Here is a 22,663-nt window from a genome sequence, read left to right on the forward strand (position 1 = left end):
TAGCCTTAAATTATTTTATCAGCAATTAATTAAATATCTTAAGTTTTATTATTTTTAATAATTTTCTTTTCTCTTTCTCTTGATAACAAATATCCCAGCCAATGTTGCCATTATTCCCAAAGCTAATAATCCATTCATATCAAGAATACCACCTGTTTGAGGAAGTACTTCACCATTATTACTATTGCTAGCCTTTTCAGCTACTATGAATTTTGAGAAGTGTGAAGTTGTAAATATAACTTTATTTCCATCAATCCTAGTATCCATAACTTCAAACTTGTTTGTTTCTTCATTATAATAGAATACAGCTAACTTCGATTTATCTAATCCCTTTAATTCGTCATCTGTTAATGTTATTGTTATCTCTGCAATCCCATCTTTAAAGTTATGCACTTCCAAAATACTATCTCCATTAACTATGGATAGGCTGAAGTTAAATACTTTCTTTAGCCCTTTGATGTTTTTAGTTAGATCATTACTATCTTCTATAGAAGTTTTAAATATAACTTTTGATCCATCCGTAAGAAGGCTTCTATCTATTAAGGCAAATGGTAAACTTATATTTAGCGTATCACTCTTTATTTCCAAACTTCCTTTACCATTTCTTATTGCTTCCATATCAGTTATTTCTACTATAACATCTTTGTCTTCATTTTTAACTTCCACAACATTTTTACCATCTTTGTTGCTTATCTTAGAAATTTCAACAACCATATTTCCATTTTCATCTATTATGATTGTGACAGGTTGTTTTACTGGGTTTTCCGGATTTGTCGGGTTGCCTGGATCTGGATTCCCTGGCTCTTCTGGATCTGTTGGTTCTGCTAACTTTTCTACTTTAACAGATCTTTCAAGAGTTACTACATTACCATCTTTATCTACTATTTTATATACTACTTTATATTCTCCAGCTTTTGATGTATCTACATTATTTGATAAAATTTCTATAGTAGAAGTTAAATCTTCCCCGTCTATATCATAAGCCTTAACATCTTTAAGTGGATCGAAAATTTCTCCAACCTTTATTGTAATGTTTCCTGCTTCAATAAACCCTTTATCAAGAACTCTAACTATAAATATTCTTTCTGATTTATTTCCTGCATTATCCACAGTCTCAACTTTTACTCTAAACACACCATTTTTTGACGTATCTACAGCGTGAGTAACTACACCCTTTGAAGTAATATCTCCATCTTTATTATCAGTAACTTTTAATCCTAAATCGGCTATTGGATCAAATTTAGATCCTAAAGCTATTATAGCATTGTGTCCTTCGATAACTGGTGCTGTACCATCTTCTCTTATTGTAAGTTTAAATGTTTTTTCAGTTTTGTTACCAGATTCATCAGTAACTGATGCTGTAACCACATATTCTCCAACTGTATCATACTTAACTTTACTATCATCTATTATAACTTTAGAAGTTATATTTCCATCCATATCATCAATGGCTACAATTGATAATACTTTTAGTAAATCTACAGTCTTATCTTTTTCTATAGCTGCATCCTTACCTGTTAATTCTGGCGCTCCACTGTCCTTTACTGGTTCAAAAGTAACTGATCTATAATTATATCCATCACCATCTACATAAACCCTAATAGTTTGTACACCTTTTTCAAGAGATACATACATGGAAGTTGTTGTGTCAACAAATTTACCCCAGTCTCCTGTTGAGCTTAATGACAATCTTCCTAATTCTTTACCTTCGCCAGTTTGTATAACAGCTACTGCTCCACCAACGTTTGTTGCATAATTAAGGTTTACCTTATACTTTCCTGCTTCAGCTACATTTACTGAATAGTCAAGATAAGTTCCTGCTACAGTACATCCAATATTCTTTATATTATTCTTAGTTTCAATAGCATATCCCTTATCCTTAGATGCACTATAGAAACTATCAGCTAAAATAGTAGATTTTTCTCCTAGAGTTCCACTAATAACTTGAGGTTGTGCTTTTTTCTCAATTTTAATTGAGCTTAATGTGAATCCTGGGTTTACAGCTTCAAATCTCAAAGTTTGAAGTCCAGACTCTAGAGTTATAGTATCCTTAAATTCATTTGTTCCTCCCCAGAAATTACCCATGCTATAAGTTACTAGATTACCTGCAATATTAGTTCCCATTCCTTGACTCACTTTTATCGCATTAGTTACTCCGCCATTATTATTAGCTGTGTAAGTTAATGTATAAGCCCCAGCATCTTTTACATCTAGATAATAATCTACTCTATTTCCTGCAACTACATTTGCTGCTAAAGAACCTTTTGTCCTATATGCATTAGTTTCAGTTAAAGTCACTGCAGTATTTTCTATTACATTTGCTGTAGGTAATTGAGTTCCCTTTTCACATGTAATATCTGTAGTTAATGCATTATTGCCTGTAGAATCTGTATAAGCCTCAACTGGTACATTTACTATTAAAATTAAATCTTCATAATAAGTTTTCCAGTCTTTTAATATAACTTTTACATGAGTTGGATCCACATATTGAACTGAATCTAATTTAACATATCCGCTAGAGATTATATCTCCTGATAAAGTAATAGTATTTACTTTATCCTGTACAAAAGTTCCACCACTTAAAGTAATCATTAATTCTTTTGCGTTAAGTTCTATCTTATTAATCGATGATAAAGATTCACCATCATTATTAGCAACTATAACAAAATCATCAGTTACGCTATAAGTTTTAGATTCTCCACCTACTAATTCTTTAGCTGACATTGAAACTGTAACAGTTTTATCTAAATCAAAATCAACAGTTCTTTCACCTAAAAGAGTTATTTTTGCATGAGTTGCATCTATCCTCTCTACGTCAAAATCTACTCCTGATGGAAGATTAGATATATTCCAATTGCTCTTATCTAAACTAGCTACAAAACTTGCATCTGTAAGATTAACTTTTATTTCTTTTCCATTTAAAGAATTTTCAGTAATTGTGTTTTCTTCTAATTCAATTACTGGTCCTATCGAAAACCAATTAAGATCAAACCCTACTTTATTTACTAATTTAATTATCTGTTCCCCTTCTGTAAGACTTATATTTACAGTTTGAGTTTGCCAGTTATTCCAACCACCAGTAGTATTCAATTCAATATCATTACCAATCTTATTGCCATTTGAATATACTTCAAATGTAGGTTTTTCATTACCTGATGTAATATTTAAATTAAAACTATATTCTCCAGCTTCTTGAACATTAACTTTGTATTCCACAAAATCATTAGGATCAAAATATCCTACATGTCCATTTTCTATTACAACACCTTGTGAATTTACAACATTCTCAGCTTCAATCTTTCCTGGTAAAGATTGTACTTCCTTAATTTTTTCAAATTTAATATTTTTAATATTAAATTCTCCATCTATTTTAAGTCTTATTTTCTGAATTCCTGTTTTCTCAAATTTAATTAAATTTTGAGCTACAGAATAAACATTCCAATCATTATTCCATGATGTTTGAGCTATCTTTACAGTTGATAAAGTTTTTGTTCCATCTTCTGAAGAAACTACAATACTCTTATCTCCACCATATGGATTTGCCACCTCGAAAGAAACATTATACGATCCAGCTTCTTTGACATCAAGTAAATAATCTATAAAAGTATTTTCTTTAAGGTACCCAATATGATCTCCTTCTATTTTTACATTATCAGTTGCCTTAATAAAGTTTGTTGAACTAAATTTTCCTGAAACAGAATTAATTTTTGAAACATCTACTGGATTCCATATATAGGTTGCAACATTTTTAGCTGGTATTACATCACCTATTTGAACTCCTTCACTTAACACTTTAAACTTTTGAGCTTTATCAGTTTGATTAATAACAACCATAGCAATTGATCCATCTGGATTCTTAAATGCTACATTTGTAACAGTATCTGCTGATCCATAGTTAGTATCAATTCTTACAGCACCCGGTCTTATAAACTTAGAGAATTGACCTGAAATATAATATTCTGGAGTTGCCCAATAATTTTCTCTATCATTAGCATCTTGTACCCACATAGTTGGATCTGGAGTTCCTGTCCATTGTTCAGGAGCTATATTACTATCTAACATGGTAACCCATGAAGTATAAGTTTCAGCATAGTTTCTAAAATATTGAGCTATTCTATCAGCACCTTTAGTTCCCCATACCGATCTTTCTGTTAAATTCATTGATTTACTTGGGAATAGGTTGTGAACTTGAGTCATTGCTGTTGGCTCTCCACCATAATCATGGAATGCAACACCATCAACAGCAGCAAACCCTTGTAAATCATTTAATATAGGAGATACATAACTTACTGCACTACTAAAGTTATGGTCAAATGCCCAAACCTTAGGATCTATATTTTTTGCTTTTAGAACGCTACTCTTTGCAACTTCAGCTTTAATAGCTATAGCTAACTTTCTTTCTTGTTCTGAAGTCATTTTGCAGCTTGGATAGTTAATTTCTAATTCTGGTTCATTTTGAAGAGTCATAGCATACATAGGTATTCCTAACTTCGCATACTCTTCCATAAATCTTATATAATATTTAGCAAGATCATCTATATAATCATCATTTAATGCACCACCTTTTAAAAGTTTTGCATTATTTTCATAGCTTTTACTGCTTGATGTTTGAACCTTCATCCATCCTGGAGGTGTCCAAGAAGAAGCAAATATTTTAACATCTGGGTTTATAGCTAAAGCTTCTTTTATTGTTTCTACTATCTTATAATCTATATCTTTTTGAATTGAGAATCCTTTACCAGTTGTATTATACCAATCTGGATTACTTGGATCTTGAATATTGTCATAATAAGTGTAAAATTCTTGTCCAGTGAAGTCAGCTGTTCCTATAGTAACTCTTAGTAAACTCATTCCTGCTCCATCTTCTGGATCTAAAAGTTTAGTTAAGAATTCGGTTCTTTTTTCTTTAGACATTTTAGCTAAGTTATTAACTGTAGATTCTTCCATAGATGTTCCCATACCTACAAATGTTTGATATTCTTTTGAAGTATCAACAGTTATAGTTGTAGCTTCTTGACCATCAGGTGAAGTAATATCTAAATTATCTTTTTGACTAAGTGTATTTGATATTTCCTTTGGAGAATCATACCAACTCATACTACCTGATTGCTCAGATGAACTCATATATACTTCAACAGCACCATCTTCAATAACTTGTCCTTGAGGATTATAAATTACATCGTCATCATCTGGAACTTCTGGCGCCTCATAGTCACCTATTTTAGTAAAGCTCATCCAATTGAAATTAAAGTTACCACTTCCAGCTCTAAATCTTAATGTCTGCTTTCCTGCTTTAAGGTTAGCTACGCCTTTTACAGTTTGCCAATTCTGCCATCCCGTTGTATCAGGCACGCTAGTCTTTGTTAATAATGTTGATCCTAGTAATAATTCAATACCGCCTGTTGATCCACCAGGACTTGCAACTCTAAATTCAACTTCATATTTAGCATCTTCAGCAACATTTACATAATAATCTAACCAATCTCCAGCATCAGTATAACCTGCATTTTGTCCACCGCCAGTATCACTAGTAGTTTCAAACTGGAAACCACTTTGGCTTGAATAAGCTTCCGTTTCTACTTTTCCTGGTAGCGGAATAGAAGGTTTATCTTGTTTCTCTGGTTTTGCTGGTAATTCTTTATTTTCACCTTTTTTAAGTCCAAAACCATAATTGAATAATGCTTTTCCATCTTCATGTTTTGTTGTTATATCTTCTGCATACCATGGCCATGTCATAGTAAGCTTTCCTGTAAAATCATAGTTACCAAATAACACATCAGCTACTCCTTGACCTTCAGTCCCTGGTAGCCATGCTTCAACTAAACCATCAAAATCTTCTACTTGATCAGCTATAGTAATAGGTCTCCCTGTTACTAATACTGCAACCACTGGTAAATCAGGATTGGTTTCTTTTATATTTTTTAGTGTTAATAAGTCATCTGCATCTAATGTTAGCTTATCTGAAGTTCTATCTCCATCTGTTTCTGCATAAGGTGTTTCTCCTATAACTACTATTGCTACATCATTTTCAGCCGATGCTCTTCCACGTTTGTTATAACTTACCTTAACATCTGAGCCTACAGATTCTTGTATTCCTTTAAGTATAGTTGTTCCTGGAGTAATGTCCCCTGTGCTTCCTTGCCAAGTTATAGTCCATCCACCACTTTGTATTCCTATATCATCTGCACTTTTTCCAGCTACAAGAATATTTTTCTTATTCTTCAACTGACCAACTATATCATTATCATTTTTAAGTAATACTAATGATTCCCTTACTGCTTGTCTAGCTATTTCTCTATTTTCAGCAGACCCTACTGTATCTAACAGATTTCTTTGAGCATATGGATCTTCGAAAAGTCCCATTTCAAATTTAACTGTTAAGATTCTAGTTACTGCATCATTTATCCTATCTTCAGTTACTTTTCCCTCTTTAACTAATGCAGTTAAATCAGTTATAAAGTTCTTCCATTCATTAGGTTCCATAGCCATATCAACACCTGCATTTATAGCTACAGCTATCTTATCTTTTTGAGTAGTAATTCCAGTTCCTGAAATTTGCTTTATTCCTTCATAGTCAGATACTACAATCCCTTTAAACTTAAGGTCTCCTTTTAGTACCTTTGTGATTAAATCCACATTTCCATGACATTTTACACCGCTTACACTATTGTAAGAAACCATTACAGATCTTACTCCTGAATTAACTGCTGCTTGATATGGAGGAAGTAATTCTTCTTTTAATACTTTTTGGAATTCTTCTTCACTCATTACAACATTACCTTGATTAGTTCCGTTTTCTGTTATCCCTTCACCAATGTAATGTTTAGCAGTAGCAATAACCTTATCATCCCTCTTAAGAGTTCTATCAGGATTTTCTCCTTGGAGACCCTTAATATAAGCTTCACCCATCTTAGCTACTAATTCTGTATTTTCTCCGAATGCCTCATAGGTTCTCCCCCATCTTTCATTATGAGGTATACCTAAAGTTGGAGCAAAAGTCCAGTTTACTCCAGTTGCTCTTACTTCTTCAGCAACTGCTTGACCTACTTTTTCTACTAATTTTTCATTTCCTGTTGCACCTAACCCTATGTTATGTGGAAATATTGTTGCCCCATAAACATTATTATGTCCGTGCACCGCATCTACTCCATACAAAATAGGAATTCTTAGTTCAGTAGATACTGCTGCCCTTTGATAATCATCAATCATGTCAGCCCATCCTTCAGCAGTATTATTAGATGGTAATGATCCTCCTCCACTTAACACTGAACCTAATTGATACTTCTTTAAATCCTCTGCTGTAGTAGTTTTTCTTTCCGATTGCACCATCTGAGCTACCTTTTGCTCTAGTGTCATTCTTCCAAGCAAATCTTTAACCCTATCTTCTACTGATGCTCCTGAATTAAGGTAAGTTGGCACATTTCCCTCAGCGGCACCTGCTGGAAAAACATTTCCTAAAAGCATTGTAGTTGTAAAAGTTGTGGTTACGAATCTGGATAACCATTTCTTTAACATTATATAGATTTCCCCCTTCAATTAATTTATTTTTCATGACTCACTTTTTTCTTTAGCTATTTCTTTATCAACTTCCAAAAGAAAATCCTCTATGTTTTTTCCACCTAAGGCTAATTGGTAGCTTAAATCTTCAATGGAAGCCTTAAAATTTGGAGTTAAGCTATCATACCAAGGAGTTCCACTTTGAGATTCAGCATTATTAAGAATATTAACTATTTGTTTTTGTAATACACTTTCATTCTTATATCTGTTATCTTCATTTTTTTGTGCTGGAACTATAAGTCCATTTTCCCAACCCATTTTGGACCAGTTTTCTGGTTTCATCATATACTCCAATAACTTAATTGCCTCATCCTTCACTTCAGATTTTGATGAAACAGCATATCCACCTCCATTCCAAGCTACTAAACCTCCCCCATTACTTAATGGTAGATTTGTAACTCTAATATTTTGTTTGAATCTATCTGAAAGGGTAGGATTATTTTCCATTCCTACTTCCCAGGATCCCATATAGTACATTGCTGCCTTTTCTTGAGTAAATAAATTCATTGAAGCATTAAAATCTTCCTGAGATATCATTTCTTCTTTTCCATTAACTTCAATAAGCTTTTTTAAATCTTCAGCCGCCTTTTTTAAAACAGCATTTTCAGAAAATTTTATTTCTCCTTTTATCGCATTATATATCAGATTTTGGTCTCCTCCCTCCATTAAAACTAAATTTTGATATAAAAGTGCTAAAGGCCATTTATCTTTAGCATTTATAGAAATAGGTATTATTCCTACTTTGTTAAGCTTATTACATACTTCTATTAACTCTCCAAAAGTATTAGGTACATCAATAGCATACTTTTCAAATAGCCCTTTATTATAATATAAAACCATATAATCACTGCTTTTTGGCACTCCATAAAGCTTTCTATTCAAAGTAAAACCCTTCAAAGACTCTTCCATGAAACCAGTCTCTTTAAAACTATCCTTATTAAGTTCTGCTGCATAGCCCCCTTTCATAATTGGGCTAAAAAAAGATGGTTGTCCCCAAGTAAAAAATATATCTGGCAAATCGTTACTTATGGCATAAGCTTTAAATCTTTGTTTATAAGGTTCATCTTGATAAGCTTCCACCTCAATAGTTACATTTTTATTCTCTTCCATGTACTTATCAATAAGTAGCTGCTCTAGCTTCCCTTGACCTGACCATCTCTCTGGCAAATTTGACAAAAATTTTATCGTTATGTTTTCTTTACCCGAATTTTGCTCTTCAATACTGTAACTTGATCCCATGGTACACCCCCATAGATAAATAGGTATTAAGAACATAAAAAACACTTTAATTAGATACGATTTTGTTTTTTTCATTATTCTATCTCCAGTTAAAATATAACTTATTGCTTTGTCATAATCTTCTATAAATAGATTATATAAACCTTTACAAAATTTTCATAGTATACAAATTTAATAAATAGGGTCATTTTTTCAGATGTTTTTAATAGTAGCTTTAAGCAAATTGAAATAATATTTCTTTTAATGTAGAATAAAGATATCCTACTATGTGGAGGTAGACTTATGCAAAATTACTCGCCTTTATACCATAAACTTAATGTGAAGTATATGAATTTAAGCATAAAAAATAAAATCTTGATTTTCTTTATTGCAATAATCATATTTATATCTACAATACTTGGTCTATACTCATATATGATTTCTTCAAAGTCGCTTAAAGATGAAGTTACCTCCATAAATGTTAAAGACATTAAGCAAATCAGTAGTAGCATCAATTTTTTGCAACAAGATGTAATCGATTTATCAACTTTTATCTGCTTAAACCCATTGGTTCAATCTTTTACTAACTCCAAAGATTCATCCATAGAATATCAGAACTTTACTAAATACGGTCTTGAACCACTAAATATCCTATTAGCATCTAAAGATTATATAAGTTTTATGTCTATATATGGAAATGAAGGATCTAAATATTATCTAAGTAAAGATGGTAGCAATGGTGCTTACTCTTATGAAAAAATAAAAGAAAGTGCAATATATTCAAAGATAAAAGAACTTAAAGGTTCTCCATTATGGATTAATTTAGATGATGAGAATAATGTTTTTATAGCTGATAATAAAAATCCTAAAATAGCTATGGTTCGTTCAATTATAGATACTAACACCTTAGAAGAATCTGGGCTTATGTTGATTTGTATAAACACTTCATTTATACAAAATCTTTACTCCACTGATTTTAATACAAAAAATAGTGGTATTTTTTTGCTTGATAATTATAATAAAATAATTACTCAAAGTGACGCAGAGAATATACTTCATAATGGTGAAAATATACAATCAATACTTCCTTATATACACGATAAAAAAAGCTACAACACAATCTGGATAAATGGAGAAAAATATTTAACAACATTTAGTAAAGTCTCTAAAAGTGATTGGACTATTGTATCTATGACAAGAGAAAGTACCTTGTTTCATAACTTACGATCTATAATGTTTATAACTTTAGCTGTAATTATTAGCTGCTTCGTAATGTCATTTTTAATATCAATTTTCCTTTCTTCAAAAGTTACACAACCCATTAATCAGCTGCTTTCCTCTATGAAAAAAGCTAAAGAAGGTAACTTTAGAGAAAAAGTAAACTTTAAATATACTGATGAGCTTGGAATGTTGGTATACGAATATAATGACATGATAGACAATATAAAAACTCTTATAGATAAAGTGTACACACTTCAATTAAAAGAAAAAGAGGCCGAGCTTAAAGCTCTCCAGGCACAAATAAATCCACATTTTCTTTATAACACCTTAGATATGATTTTTTGGAAGGCAGAAAAAAGTAACCAGCAAGAAATAAGTGACATGATTTATGCTCTTTCTCATCTTTTTAGAATTACTCTAAGTAAAGGAAATGAATTTATACCTGTAAAATCTGAAAAAGATTTTATAGAACACTATTTACTACTTCAAAGTAAAAGATACAGAGATAAATTAATCTATGATATAGATATAAGTGATGAAATATCAAACTACCTTATACCAAAGTTAATTATTCAGCCATTTGTAGAAAATTCTATAATTCATGGTACCGAAGCTGATAATGATCTCAGTATAATTAAGATAACTGGATGCTTATCAAATAGCTACTTAGATTTTACAATTGAGGACAACGGCAAAGGAATAGATGAAGATACTATGAATAGCTTACTGCACTCCTCTATAAATCAAGAAAGAAAGAATACTAATTTTCAAAAAGGGTATGCAATAGGTAACGTAAACCAACGCCTGTCACTTTATTATAGCGACGATTATAAATTAAATATAATAAGTCGTATAAACGAGGGTACAAAGGTAGAATTATCCATTCCAATATCCCCTCATAAAATTGATACTAAATAATAGCTTATGGAGGTATTCATTCACATGTATAAATTATTTTTAGTGGACGATGAAATTGATTTAGTTGAAGGTATTCGAACATCAATCGATTGGACTTCTTATGATATAGAAATCTGTGGTGAAGCAGATAACGGAATTACTGCTTTAGAAAAAATACTTTTACTTAATCCAGATATAATAATAATGGATATAAGAATGCCTAAAATGAATGGCCTTGAGCTTCTCCAAAATATAACTTCACATAAATTAAAGGCTAAATGTATAATACTAAGTGGTTACGATGATTTTTCTTATGCTAAGAAAGCCATAGAATTAAACGCTTCCAATTATTTATTAAAACCCTGTAGACCTAAAGACATATTAGAGTCTGTTTTAGATATCACAAAGGTTATAGAAAAGGAAAATATAAAAGAAGATCTACTAAAAAAATATCAAATAGAATTTAATGAAAATTTACCTACTATTAAAGAAAACTTTTTAAAAACAATACTTAAAAACCCTATTGGAGATAGCTACGATATATTAAATAAATTTGAATCTTTTAATATAAATCTTAGAAATAGTAATCTAGTTGTAAATATAATAACACTAGATTACTCTACAGTCCTCCATGAACTTTATAGCGATGTTGATATTTATAATATAAAACTCTCAATAAAAAACTTTATAAAGATCTGTATGAATGAGTTAAATTTTTATGAGGTATTAGAAGATGAAGATGCTATAATACTTGTGATTTCATTGGATAAAAAAGAGGATTTTAATAGCTACCTATTAGAGGTATTAAATAATATAAAAAATTCTATAAAATTAAGCTTAGGATTTTCAGTTACAATTGCTATCGGTAGCTTAGTAGACTCACTTACTAATATTAATGAATCTTATAGCTCAGCAAATATTGCAATTGGATCTAAATTCTTTTTAGGAGATGATAGATTAATTACTCCAGATGATATTAATATCATTGATTATAAACCTAACTCCTATCCTGTAAATGAAGAATTAGAAATAATAAACTCACTAAGGATATTAGATGAAAGTTCACTTAAAGAAAGTATAGAGAGATTTTACACTTATCTATCCTCAAATGGAACTCCTTCTAAAAGTCATATGAAAAGCGCAACTCTTTCTTTATTAGGAAGTGTTTATAAATTTTGTATAGAGAGTGATATTGATATAAATTCATCTTCTAATAGAGACCTTTCTGCCTTTGATAAAATACTCCAGTGTTCAACACTTTCAGAGATTAAAGATCAAATTAGACTTATATTAAATAGTATATTCTATAAAATTAATGATATAGAAAAACACAACTCTTTAGTTAAAATAGCTGTTAATTACATTACACAAAATTATAATAAAGATATATCTTTAGAGAGCATATCAAAACAGATATATATAACTCCAGGATATCTAAGCCAACTATTTAAGCAGGAAATAGGTATAAATTTCTTAGAGTTTGTTAACAAATATCGTATAGAAAAATCAAAAGAATTCTTAAAAGATAAGACATTAAAAAATTATGAAATTGCAAATCTTGTAGGATATAGCAACGAAAAACATTTTTCTAAGACCTTTAAAAAATACACTGGTTTAACTCCAACAAAATATAAAGATAGTATAAATAGTTAACTTTTTATAAAACAAGCTGTATAAACCTTAAATTAGTTTATACAGCTTAAATATTAAGATTATAATATCTGTTTATATATGTTGACTTCTCCCTCTCCTTCACGGAATTCTCCAAGCATAGGAACATATTTAACAAAATGTTTTGACTCCATATGTCTTTTTAATGCTTCTTCATCTTTCCATTCTTCTATAAAAGTCAACGTACTAGGGTCATTTATATCTTGAAATAAATCGTAGGATATGCAACCCTCTTCCTTTCTTGTTTCATCAATTAAAAACTTAACTAATTCCTTATATTTTTCTAATTCATTTGTTTTAACTTTACTTTTAGCAACTACCTTAATCATTTATAATCTCCTCTTCTATGTCATTTTCTTTATTTTAACATAAAAAAAGTGGCTAGCGCCACTTCGCTAGGGAACCCTATGGTTCCCTTCGACGACACTGCGTGTCTGAGCACCCTCCTTAACAGGCAGGGGAACGAAACTTCCCCTGCACTCCTTGCCTTTTTATTGTCTAGGAAAGAATGCACTTTCCTAGACAATAAAAAGTTGTGGATTTAAAAATCCACAACCAAATTATAAATAATCTTTCAAATTATCTTCTTTACCAATTGTATTTAATAGATGCTTTATCTCTTGATCCCTGTTTTTATCCATTACTAGCAGTACATCTCCAGCATCTACTACTACTAAATCCTTGATACCAAAACCTATTATAAGCTTATTTTCATTTCCAAAGACCGAGCAATTTTCACACTCTTCTAGAAATACACCATGACTTACAGCATTACCATCATTTTTATTTAAGAACCTGCTAAGTGCACCAAAACTGCCTATATCGTCCCAAAAAAAATCTCCCTTTATAACATAGGCTTTTCTAGTCTTTTGCATCACTCCAAAATCTATAGATATTCCGTCAATAAGCCTATATTGCTCGGTAATTACGTCTTCTTCATTTTCTTCACCTATATTTTTATAAATCTCCATTAACGACTTATACATTTTAGGTAAATATTTTTCTATTTCTCTCAATATAGTATCTGCTCTAAAGATAAACATACCAGAATTCCATAAATAAGTTCCTTTTAATAAAAAATCCTTGGCAACTTCAACATTTGGTTTTTCAGTAAATCTTGCAACTCTATAACTTGCAAAGTTTCCTATAATTCTTTCTCCCATTTCTATATACCCATAGCCAGTTTCTGGTCTTGTGGGAGATATTCCTAGAGTTATTATCCCTCTTCTTCTTTCTGCAATTTCAACAGCTTGTTTTAAAGTTTCTAAATAACTCTTCTCATCCCCTATATAATGGTCAGATGGAAGAACTATCATCACTGCATCTTTATCTTTTTTTAGGAGTTTAATTGCAGACAGCCCTATACATGTTGCAGTTTCCTTATTCTCTGGCTCTGTGAATATATTTTCTTCCTTGATATCATTTAATTCCTCTATAACTTTTTCTCTATACTCTTTATTTGTAACGATATAAATATTCTCTTTATCTACAATAGGTGATATTCTATCCACAGTATTTAACAAAAAGCTTTTATTATTAGTTAACTTTAAGAATTGTTTTGGATTACTCCCTCTTGAAAGTGGATAAAGCCTTGTTCCTTTTCCTCCGGCTAATATTAGTGAATATAACAATGCCTTCACTCCATAAATTGCTATATAATATTTTATGATATTTCCATATTTTATGTGCTTGCTATGATTTTTATATATTTTATAGAATTTATTTGAATTTTATTAAATTTATAATTAAATTCATTCTAGATATAATTAAGATTATATAAAACATTACGATAAATTTACCATAAAACAAAATTTATTGATTTAAAAAGGGGAATTTAGTATGTCTAAACTTATTTCTGTATTAGAAAAGCTCAATGTTGTAGAAAAAGTTCAGCAGGAAGTATCAAATAATGATTCTACTAACAAAAATATTATAAAAAAAGAATCTTCTCCAAAAGAAGATTCAAAAATCTCTGTTTCCACACAACAAGAAACTAAAGTATTTACCAGCCCCACTCCTCCTAAAAATAACTTTGAAAATAGTACAATAGATAAAAGTCTAGACATCTCAGAAATATATGCATTATTTGGAATAGACTCTAATAAAACAAATACTATATTTATGCTGGGACAATTTATAAATGCTATTCCTGAAAGTTTACCACATGATATAAGAAAAGAATCAGTAATGAATATATTAACTGCTGCTAAATCTAATTTTACTGATCTTATAAAAGACGGCGAAATTAGATTAAACACATTAAACGACTTTACAGAAAAATTCCATGATACTGTCAACAGCAAAATAGATGAGTATAATATGGAAATATCCAAACTTAAATCTTTAATTTCTGATTATGAAATTAAAATTGAAAACAAAAAGAACATGTTATCTAAACAAGATAGTACTGTAAAATATGAATTGCAGAAAATCAATAGCATAATTAATTTTTTTAAATAAAACTAATTATAATGTGTGTATATTTTTATCTAATATAGTATAATTTCTTTAGTTATTAATTTAACTAATATTTTTCCATTAGGAGGAATTATGCAAAATATTGATTTATCAAATGAACATATTTATAATTTAAAGCTTATAGAAAAAGCTAAAGAAACTCATGAGCTTACTAAAGATGAATTAATTTCTATCTTAAAAGATAGCTCAATAAATGAAGCCTTGTTTATTGCAGCTGATGAAACACGTCAAAAATATCTTGGTGATTTTGTTCACCTTAGAGGCCTTTTAGAATTTACGAACATATGCAAAAGAAATTGTCTATACTGCGGTCTTAGAAGGGACAATAAAAATATAAAAAGATATAGATTAAGTTATGAAGAAATAATGGATTTTGCTAAGAAGGCTGTAAGCTATGGTTATAAAACTATAGTTCTTCAAGGTGGCGAAGATGATTACTTCACTGTTGAAAGAATGACAAAAATAATTAAAGATATAAAAGCTTTAGGAGTTGCTATAACCTTAAGTATAGGCGAAAGAAGCTTTGATGAATATAAAGCCTTTAAGGAAGCTGGTGCTGATAGATATCTTATACGAATCGAAACAACTGATAAAAAACTTTATGAGGATATGGACCCTGGTATGAGTCATGAAGAAAGAAAAAGATGTCTTAAAGATTTAAGAGACCTAGGTTATGAAGTTGGATCTGGTGCTTTGCTTGGGCTGCCTGGACAAACTATAGAATCCTTAGCAGATGATATCCTATTTTTTAAAGATTCAGATGCCGATATGCTAGGAATAGGACCATTTATACCTAATGAGGACACGCCTTTAAAAGATGCCAATGGTGGTGACTTTGACTTAGCCTTAAAAATGATGGCTTTAGTAAGATTAGTTCTTCCTGATATAAATATTCCAGCAACTACTGCAATGGAAACACTTAATAAAAACGGAAGAGTTATTGCCCTTCAATGTGGAGCAAATGTTGTAATGCCTAATATCACCGAAGGAGAATATAGAGCTTTATATGCACTATATCCTGGTAAGATATGCATAAGTGATACCCCTGCTCATTGTAGAGGATGCATAACTGGAAAAGTCATTAAACTAGGTCGTAAAATTTCTGATGGTCCAGGCTTTAGAGCCAATGGTATATCTCCTAAAATAAGAGCTTAAACCTTTTAAATATTTTAAGGAAGGAATAATATTCCTTTCTTTTTTTGTTTACATCTGTCCCCTTATAAACATTCCCAAAAAGGGTCGAGTGAGACTTGCACACCTATTTGGTAGATATTTTATTAGCGTAAATCTAATCCTGTTTGTCTCTACAAAACATAAGTCCAACTCAATCATACCACTGTTACACTGTTATTATTCTGCACTGTTCCTATGCTCCACCTTTCTACTTTTCCTATTTTCCTATGCTCCTATGTTTCACTTTTTTACTGCTCCGCTGTTTCTATGCACTTTTGGCATTTTAAAGCCTTCCTAAACTTCATTAAATCTCTTTTACTGTTACTGATTCTTCACAACAATAGAAAAAACTCAGCTATACTGAGTTTTTACCTAAACTATTCACTCTTATCTATTGCCTTTTAACTTCTTAATCATTAAGTGCTGTCATTTCCTTATTCGAAAACTTCATTCTAAATGAAGCTATCAATAAAAGTGTCACCGCAAAGGCTATAAGAGTTATAATATTAATATATAATTTATCTATGGTTACACTTGAAGTTTGATATTTTCTAAAAATATCTAGTACCCAAGTTTGAGGAAATAGAAAGGATATCTTCCTAATATTTTCTGGAATAAATTCTATAGGGAAATAACATCCGCTGGCCATACAACTTATGTTTATAAATAAGTTACTTACTATAGATGCTGTAGAAAAATCCTTAGAACTTACCATTACCATTGTGCTAAACGCAACTGCTACAAAAGCTATCAAAACTAGGAAAAATAATAATATACCAAAAGGAATATCTGTTTCAAGTTTTAATATCCATTTCATAGAAAGCAAGGTTACTAACGCCTGCATAACCAATACTAAAAGATTAGCTACTACATTTGCACTGATAAACTTAAGTGGTGTAATTGGTGATGCAAATATTCTACTGTAACAATTACTTCGCTTTTCTTCTAACATAATATACGATGTAGAATTTGCTCTAAGCATCATAAAAAATATTAAAAGTCCTATAGATATCTGAGTAACTTGATATACTGAAGCTTTGTCATTTAACCTAGCTTCTTCAACTTTTATAGTTTTATTTTTTGTTTCTTCTATTATTTTTATATAATTGTCTTTATTATTTAAGGCTCCTGTAGAAATCTGCTCTAATGTAGTTACTGTATCATTTATATTAGCCTCTAGACTTTTTTTGAAATTATTGTTTGTTCCCATATAAATGTCTACATTTTTTATATTTCCACCTATTATACTTTCTTGAAAGCCTTCAGGAATTAAGAATCCCCCATTTATATCTCTGTTGGTTATATCCTTTATTAATGAGTCTTCATTGTCATAGTATTTTATTGTAGATCTATTCACTTCAAACTTACTTATTAAAAACTTTGAACTTACACTACTATCTTTATCCACTACCCCGTAGGTTAAATTACCTCCCATGCCTGTAAATAATTTTAGTATTAAAAGAGATACTGCAACAGGTGCTAGTAGTTGTATTATTGCAAACTTCGATTTGAATATTAATTTTATATTTTTTCTAACTAAATAATAAAACTCACTCATGCTACTCTCTCCTCCCCTTTTATTTTTATATATGAAATCAATATCAATAAAATTGTTAATGCTAAATTAATGGCTATAGATATTCCAACTTTCCCATAATCACCAGCATATATGACATTTATCATTGCTCTATTAGCCCATCTTAATGGAGATATTTTTGTAAATAAATCAAATATATAATTAATATCCTCGCCTAAATACACATAGCTTCCTCCAAGCAAACTTAAGGTTGGAACTACAGCAGCTTGCAATATTGTATCTCCTACATTTTCATCTTTAACTAAAAATCCTACCGCTACACCTATAGCTGATGAAAGTAAATTTAAAGTACCCATAATTGCAATGAATGTGAGATAATCAGTTCCATATTCTATTCCAACTATAAACTTCAAAATAATGAATGGTATAGTCATAATTATAAAATTAAATATAGCCATACTTAATGTTCTTGCTATTATATATTGGATTTTAGATACTCCTGCTATAAAAACTCGTCCTTCTGTACCATTTCTTCTCTGTGCATTTATTAAGTTGAATGAAAACATTGATATATATAATATCATCATTGTAAATTCTGCTACTCCATAATAATCATAAGATGTCATCTCTTTTTTTAACTCAATCTGTTTAAAATTAGCAAACTCTCTTTGAACTTCTTGAAAGTTAATTTTGCTCAATCCTTCTGGTGATACTTTCCCTATAGAATAAGCTACATTAAATTTATCTACTATAGTGTTTAAAACACCATAAACAACTTCACTAGAAATACTAGCCCCATCATTTTTATATATCTTTATATTATCTTTAAGTTCAATGAAAACCGTATCTGTATTTCTTTTCACTAGCTCTTTTGCTTCTTCCTGATTTTCCTCTTCACTAATGCTAATATCAAGTTCATCTTCTAAACTCTTGAAAACATCTATAATTTGTTTACTTTGCTCACTTTTATCACTTAAATAAACTATATTTACATGTTCCATATCAAAACTTGAACTGAATGCATTTTTTAATAAAAATCCCAATATTAAAGTGAATATAACAGGATAAATAATCATTTGAATAACATATTTACTGGATTTATTGGCTAGAATATCATATTTTATTATGGCTGCTATTTCTCTCATAAGTTTTATCCTCCTAATCCCTTAAAGTTCTTCCTGTAAGATTTAAAAATACTGTTTCTAAGTCTATTTCTTTGTATCCTATATTTTTTATATTAATATTTTTAGATGTAAGAAATTCTATTATGAGGTTGAGATTAGTAACCGCTCTTTGAGAGTTAATAGTAACTATATCTTCTTTTACAGTTATATTTTTTACACCTTTTATTGCTTTTAGCTCTTTTTCATTAATTAGAGAGATATCTCCAACTTGTACCTCTAGGCTTTGTATATCAGATATTAAAGATATCAGTTCTTCTTTAGTCCCTTCTGCAATTATTTTCCCTTTATCTATTATGGCAATTCTATCACATATATTTTCTACTTCCTCCATGTAATGAGAGGTATATATTATAGTACATCCATTTCTATTAAGCTCCTTAACTGACTCTAAAATATGATTTCTAGATTGGGGATCTATTCCTACTGTTGGTTCATCCATTATTACTAACTTAGGTTTATGAGCTATTCCGCAGGCAATATTTAATCTTCTCATCATTCCCCCAGAAAAATTCTTAGCCTTAGTTTTTCTATGCTCAATTAGTCCTGTAAACTCCAGTGCATATTCTACAGCCTTTTTTAGTTCCTCCCCTTTTACACCATATATAGATGCAAAAAACTTAATATTCTCTTCTGCTGACAATTCACTGTATATGGCAAGAGTTTGAGGTACTACCCCTATCTTCTTTTTTATCTCTTTTTCAAACTTCTTTAACGGTTTATTAAATATATTAACTTCTCCAGCACTACTTTTTATTAATCCACTTACAATATTTATGGTTGTACTTTTTCCAGCTCCATTAGGTCCTAAAAATCCAAATATCTCTCCTTCATTAACTTCTAAAGTAATATTATCTACTGCTGTAAAATCACCATATCTTTTTTCTAAATTATTTATTGATAATATTTTCATATGAATCTCTCCCTATTTAATACTTAAAATAATTATAAAAAAAATCCTCCTCCAATGTTAGTGGAGAAGGTCATAATTCTTTTATTACTTTAGTCATATTACATTCTGCCTTTTAGATAATAAATGGCTATTTGTGTTCTATGATTTAAAGAAGTCTTGCTTAAAATACTACTTATATAATTTTTTGTAGTTCCTTCAGATATAAATAACCTATTAGATATTTCCTTGTTAGATAAGCCCTCAGAAATAAGCTCCATTATCTGAAGTTCTCTTTCTGTAAATAAAGTTCTATCTATGGAAGTTTTATTTTCTAAAGATTCTTTGAGTTTATCTATTATTTCCCTTCCATAAACATTGTTCCCTCTATAAACCAAGTTTATAGCATCAACAATTTCTTCTGGTGGTGTATTCTTTAATAGATATCCTGAAGCACCGTTTCTTATTCCTTCTCTAACATATTCATCTTCATCAAATGTTGTAAGGATTATAACTTTTGTATTTTTAAACTTCACAAATTCCTTAGTAGCCTCTACACCATTTATAATAGGCATTCTAACATCTAACAAAACAATATCTATTGGTTGCTTTTTACACTCATCCATAGCTTTTAGTGCATTATCAAAAGTTCCAATTATATTTAAATTCTCATTCATAGACAAGATTATTTTTAAACTTTCCCTTATTAAAGCATCATCATCAACTATAACTATATTAATCATATATCCTCCATTAAACAGGTAGTAGCATTATAACAGAAAAACCATAATCTCCATTTATAACAAGCTTTCCACCTATATCTTCACATCTTTGTTCCATACCTTTTAGTCCCATACCTTTTACTACTTTCTCTTCTCCATTTCCATCATCTTTAAGCTCAACTCTTATCATCTTATTCATAACATTAATATTTACCCAAAAACCTCTGCAATTTGAATACTTTAAACTATTAGTTAAAGCTTCTCTAGTGTTTTCTATTATTGCTTTCCATTTTGTATAATTTATTTTTCCTAAATCCCCATTGATATTCACATATCCTTTTATGGATGTTTCTTTTAATGATTTTTCAACCTGAAACTTCAATCTATTTATTCCTAGTTCTTCTTCTATGGGCTTTAGTCCTCTTAAAGTTAACCTAATATCATCTACCCCACTTCTTAATACTGAAATAGAACTCTCAAGTAACGTTTTTGATTTTTCACTATCTGAATTTATAAGAAGTTTTGCAGCTTCAAGCTGCATAATACTACCTGCTATAACATGTCCAACTTTATCATGCATCTCTTGAGCTAGTTTATTTCTATCCTCTAAAAGAGATGTATATATTGCTTGTCTCTCAAATTCCTTAGAATTTTCTATTATTCTTCCATATTCATTTAATATTTTTTTATGACCTTGTATTTCTTGAAGAAGCTTTTTATTCTCTTCATAATAAAAAGAAATACTTCTTGAAGATAGATAGGTTATACTTAACAATAAATAATATATTGCTCCATACTCTACTCCCATAAAAAATCCAACTGTTACTAAAATAAGAGTTCCTACCTTATCTAATTTATCATCTATTTCATATAATTCCCCTGTTATCTGAGAAAGCAAAATAATAAACATATAATTTATATTAAGCGTAAGATATAAAATCAAGGCTATATCTAATAATAAACAACTTACTTTTATTAACTTATTGCTAGTTATATAAAAAACTAAATTAATAGACATGTAAAATAATAAATATAAAGTAATGTTTTTATTATAATCTTCTATAGATAAATTTATATAGATAATTAAAATAAAAACACCTATTAATACTTTAAAAATTAAATGACAATACTTAAAAAGCTTAATCTTAATCACCTCAAACTTGTCCTAACATTATAACATTATAATATTATAATATTAGGATATTCTAATATTATAATAACACAATGAATGCTTCTTAAACATCCATTGTGTTATAACTTTAAATCAATCCATCTTTTAAAAGACTTTTAGGAATATTGAAGGTTGGTATGCCTGTAACATATGGAGCAATTTCATATTGCTGAAAGTATATAGTAATTTCTTTATCATTAAAAGTAAATGCTTGATTATCACTTATCCCTTTAAAACCATTTTTATCTGTAAAATAGTTTTCTTTATTTTTTTGGATCTGATTACCTATTTCTTTATTTATTATATCTTTATAATCATATCCTTTTTTGAATAAATCTTTTAATGCTAGCTCCTTATTATCGTTTAAATTATAATTATAGGTTTTTCTTGTAGTGATGCCATGAGCACCTCCTGTGAATTGATAATAATCAATATAAAAACTTAAATATGGACATTTCTGATTTTGTATAGAATAAACACTATCAACCTCAAAAGGACGAAATGGAATGTTATCATCTTTTGATTCCTGTTCATACTTTTGAGCTAAATCTTCTAAATCCTTTACCCAACTATCATTCCAATCTTTTAATTTTTGATTTATATCTTTAGTAAAATTATTATTTGGAGCTGTAATTGTAGGTGTTTTTATTTCTCCTTTTATACTCTCCATATTTATGTCTTTCTTATTTTCCTCAATTACTATTTTTTCACATTGAAATGACATATCCACATTTTTTTCCACAGCCCTAGCAATATCGGAAGTACTCATCATTAGACATAATAGAGTTAAATTCAATATTTTTTTCATTTATTGCCCTCCTTATTAACATATTCATAGGTTAGTATTTGCAGAATTCTGTAGATTATTAACACTGTAATCAACAAGTTTTCCACAATTAATCCACAGATTTTGTGGATTATTATTCATATTATTTAATTTTTTCTTCA

General features: G+C 29.7%; 14 protein-coding genes. 4 read left to right on the forward strand and 10 right to left on the reverse strand.

Annotation, left to right across the window (positions count from 1 at the left end; genetic code table 11):
• Positions 1-54: 54 nt before the first annotated feature.
• Positions 55-7,515, reverse strand: a complete 7,461-nt coding sequence (locus P8F83_RS15230; RefSeq protein ID WP_326511790.1) for a glycoside hydrolase family 3 N-terminal domain-containing protein — start codon at positions 7,513-7,515, stop codon at positions 55-57.
• Between the two features lie 33 nt (positions 7,516-7,548).
• The gene (locus P8F83_RS15235; protein ID WP_326511791.1) at positions 7,549-8,871 is read right to left on the reverse strand and encodes an ABC transporter substrate-binding protein; all 1,323 of its coding nucleotides are present in this window, start codon (positions 8,869-8,871) and stop codon (positions 7,549-7,551) included.
• 207 nt (positions 8,872-9,078) lie between these two features.
• Here P8F83_RS15235 and P8F83_RS15240 point away from each other — a divergent pair, with 207 nt between their 5' ends.
• Together P8F83_RS15240 and P8F83_RS15245 are read left to right on the forward strand one after the other, a co-directional pair.
• Entirely contained in the window at positions 9,079-10,914 is a 1,836-nt protein-coding gene (locus tag P8F83_RS15240; protein WP_326511792.1) for a sensor histidine kinase, read from the forward strand.
• Between the two features lie 24 nt (positions 10,915-10,938).
• Positions 10,939-12,546 carry a response regulator gene (locus P8F83_RS15245; RefSeq protein ID WP_326511793.1) on the forward strand — a complete coding sequence of 536 codons (1,608 nt, stop codon included), beginning with the start codon at positions 10,939-10,941 and terminating at the stop codon, positions 12,544-12,546.
• A 59-nt stretch (positions 12,547-12,605) separates the two neighbouring features.
• Here the strand turns inward: P8F83_RS15245 and P8F83_RS15250 are convergent, their stop codons facing one another.
• Both P8F83_RS15250 and P8F83_RS15255 read right to left on the reverse strand, forming a co-directional pair.
• On the reverse strand, positions 12,606-12,893 hold the full coding sequence (locus tag P8F83_RS15250; protein ID WP_326511794.1) for a putative quinol monooxygenase: 288 nt from the start codon (positions 12,891-12,893) through the stop codon (positions 12,606-12,608).
• 231 nt (positions 12,894-13,124) lie between these two features.
• Positions 13,125-14,195 (reverse strand): mannose-1-phosphate guanylyltransferase, encoded by a 1,071-nt coding sequence (locus P8F83_RS15255; RefSeq protein WP_326511795.1) that lies wholly within the window; start codon positions 14,193-14,195, stop codon positions 13,125-13,127.
• Between the two features lie 208 nt (positions 14,196-14,403).
• On the opposite strand from P8F83_RS15255, the gene P8F83_RS15260 reads away from it, so the two are divergent.
• Positions 14,404-15,024 (forward strand): hypothetical protein, encoded by a 621-nt coding sequence (locus P8F83_RS15260; RefSeq protein WP_326511796.1) that lies wholly within the window; start codon positions 14,404-14,406, stop codon positions 15,022-15,024.
• Between the two features lie 90 nt (positions 15,025-15,114).
• Positions 15,115-16,197, forward strand: a complete 1,083-nt coding sequence (gene hydE / locus P8F83_RS15265) for a [FeFe] hydrogenase H-cluster radical SAM maturase HydE (RefSeq protein ID WP_326511797.1) — start codon at positions 15,115-15,117, stop codon at positions 16,195-16,197.
• 427 nt (positions 16,198-16,624) lie between these two features.
• Here the strand turns inward: hydE and P8F83_RS15270 are convergent, their stop codons facing one another.
• The 6 genes from P8F83_RS15270 to P8F83_RS15295 form a co-directional block, all read right to left on the reverse strand.
• Positions 16,625-17,773, reverse strand: a complete 1,149-nt coding sequence (locus tag P8F83_RS15270; RefSeq protein WP_326511798.1) for an ABC transporter permease — start codon at positions 17,771-17,773, stop codon at positions 16,625-16,627.
• A complete protein-coding gene (locus tag P8F83_RS15275) occupies positions 17,770-18,897 on the reverse strand; it encodes an ABC transporter permease (RefSeq protein WP_326511799.1) in 1,128 nt (375 codons plus the stop codon). The genes P8F83_RS15270 and P8F83_RS15275 overlap by 4 nt, the downstream gene beginning before the upstream one ends.
• 13 nt (positions 18,898-18,910) lie before the next feature.
• Complete coding sequence (locus tag P8F83_RS15280; protein ID WP_326511800.1) at positions 18,911-19,846, reverse strand: ABC transporter ATP-binding protein; 936 nt, start codon at positions 19,844-19,846, stop codon at positions 18,911-18,913.
• A gap of 98 nt (positions 19,847-19,944) precedes the next feature.
• Positions 19,945-20,565: a response regulator transcription factor gene (locus tag P8F83_RS15285; protein WP_326511801.1), complete on the reverse strand. Its 621-nt coding sequence runs from the start codon at positions 20,563-20,565 to the stop codon at positions 19,945-19,947.
• A 10-nt stretch (positions 20,566-20,575) separates the two neighbouring features.
• Positions 20,576-21,454 carry a sensor histidine kinase gene (locus P8F83_RS15290; protein WP_326511802.1) on the reverse strand — a complete coding sequence of 293 codons (879 nt, stop codon included), beginning with the start codon at positions 21,452-21,454 and terminating at the stop codon, positions 20,576-20,578.
• Between the two features lie 349 nt (positions 21,455-21,803).
• The gene (locus P8F83_RS15295; RefSeq protein ID WP_326511803.1) at positions 21,804-22,523 is read right to left on the reverse strand and encodes a DUF3298 and DUF4163 domain-containing protein; all 720 of its coding nucleotides are present in this window, start codon (positions 22,521-22,523) and stop codon (positions 21,804-21,806) included.
• Positions 22,524-22,663: the final 140 nt, after the last annotated feature.

It is taken from the genome of Clostridium intestinale (assembly GCF_035905475.1).
Taxonomy (GTDB): domain Bacteria; phylum Bacillota; class Clostridia; order Clostridiales; family Clostridiaceae; genus Clostridium_T; species Clostridium_T intestinale.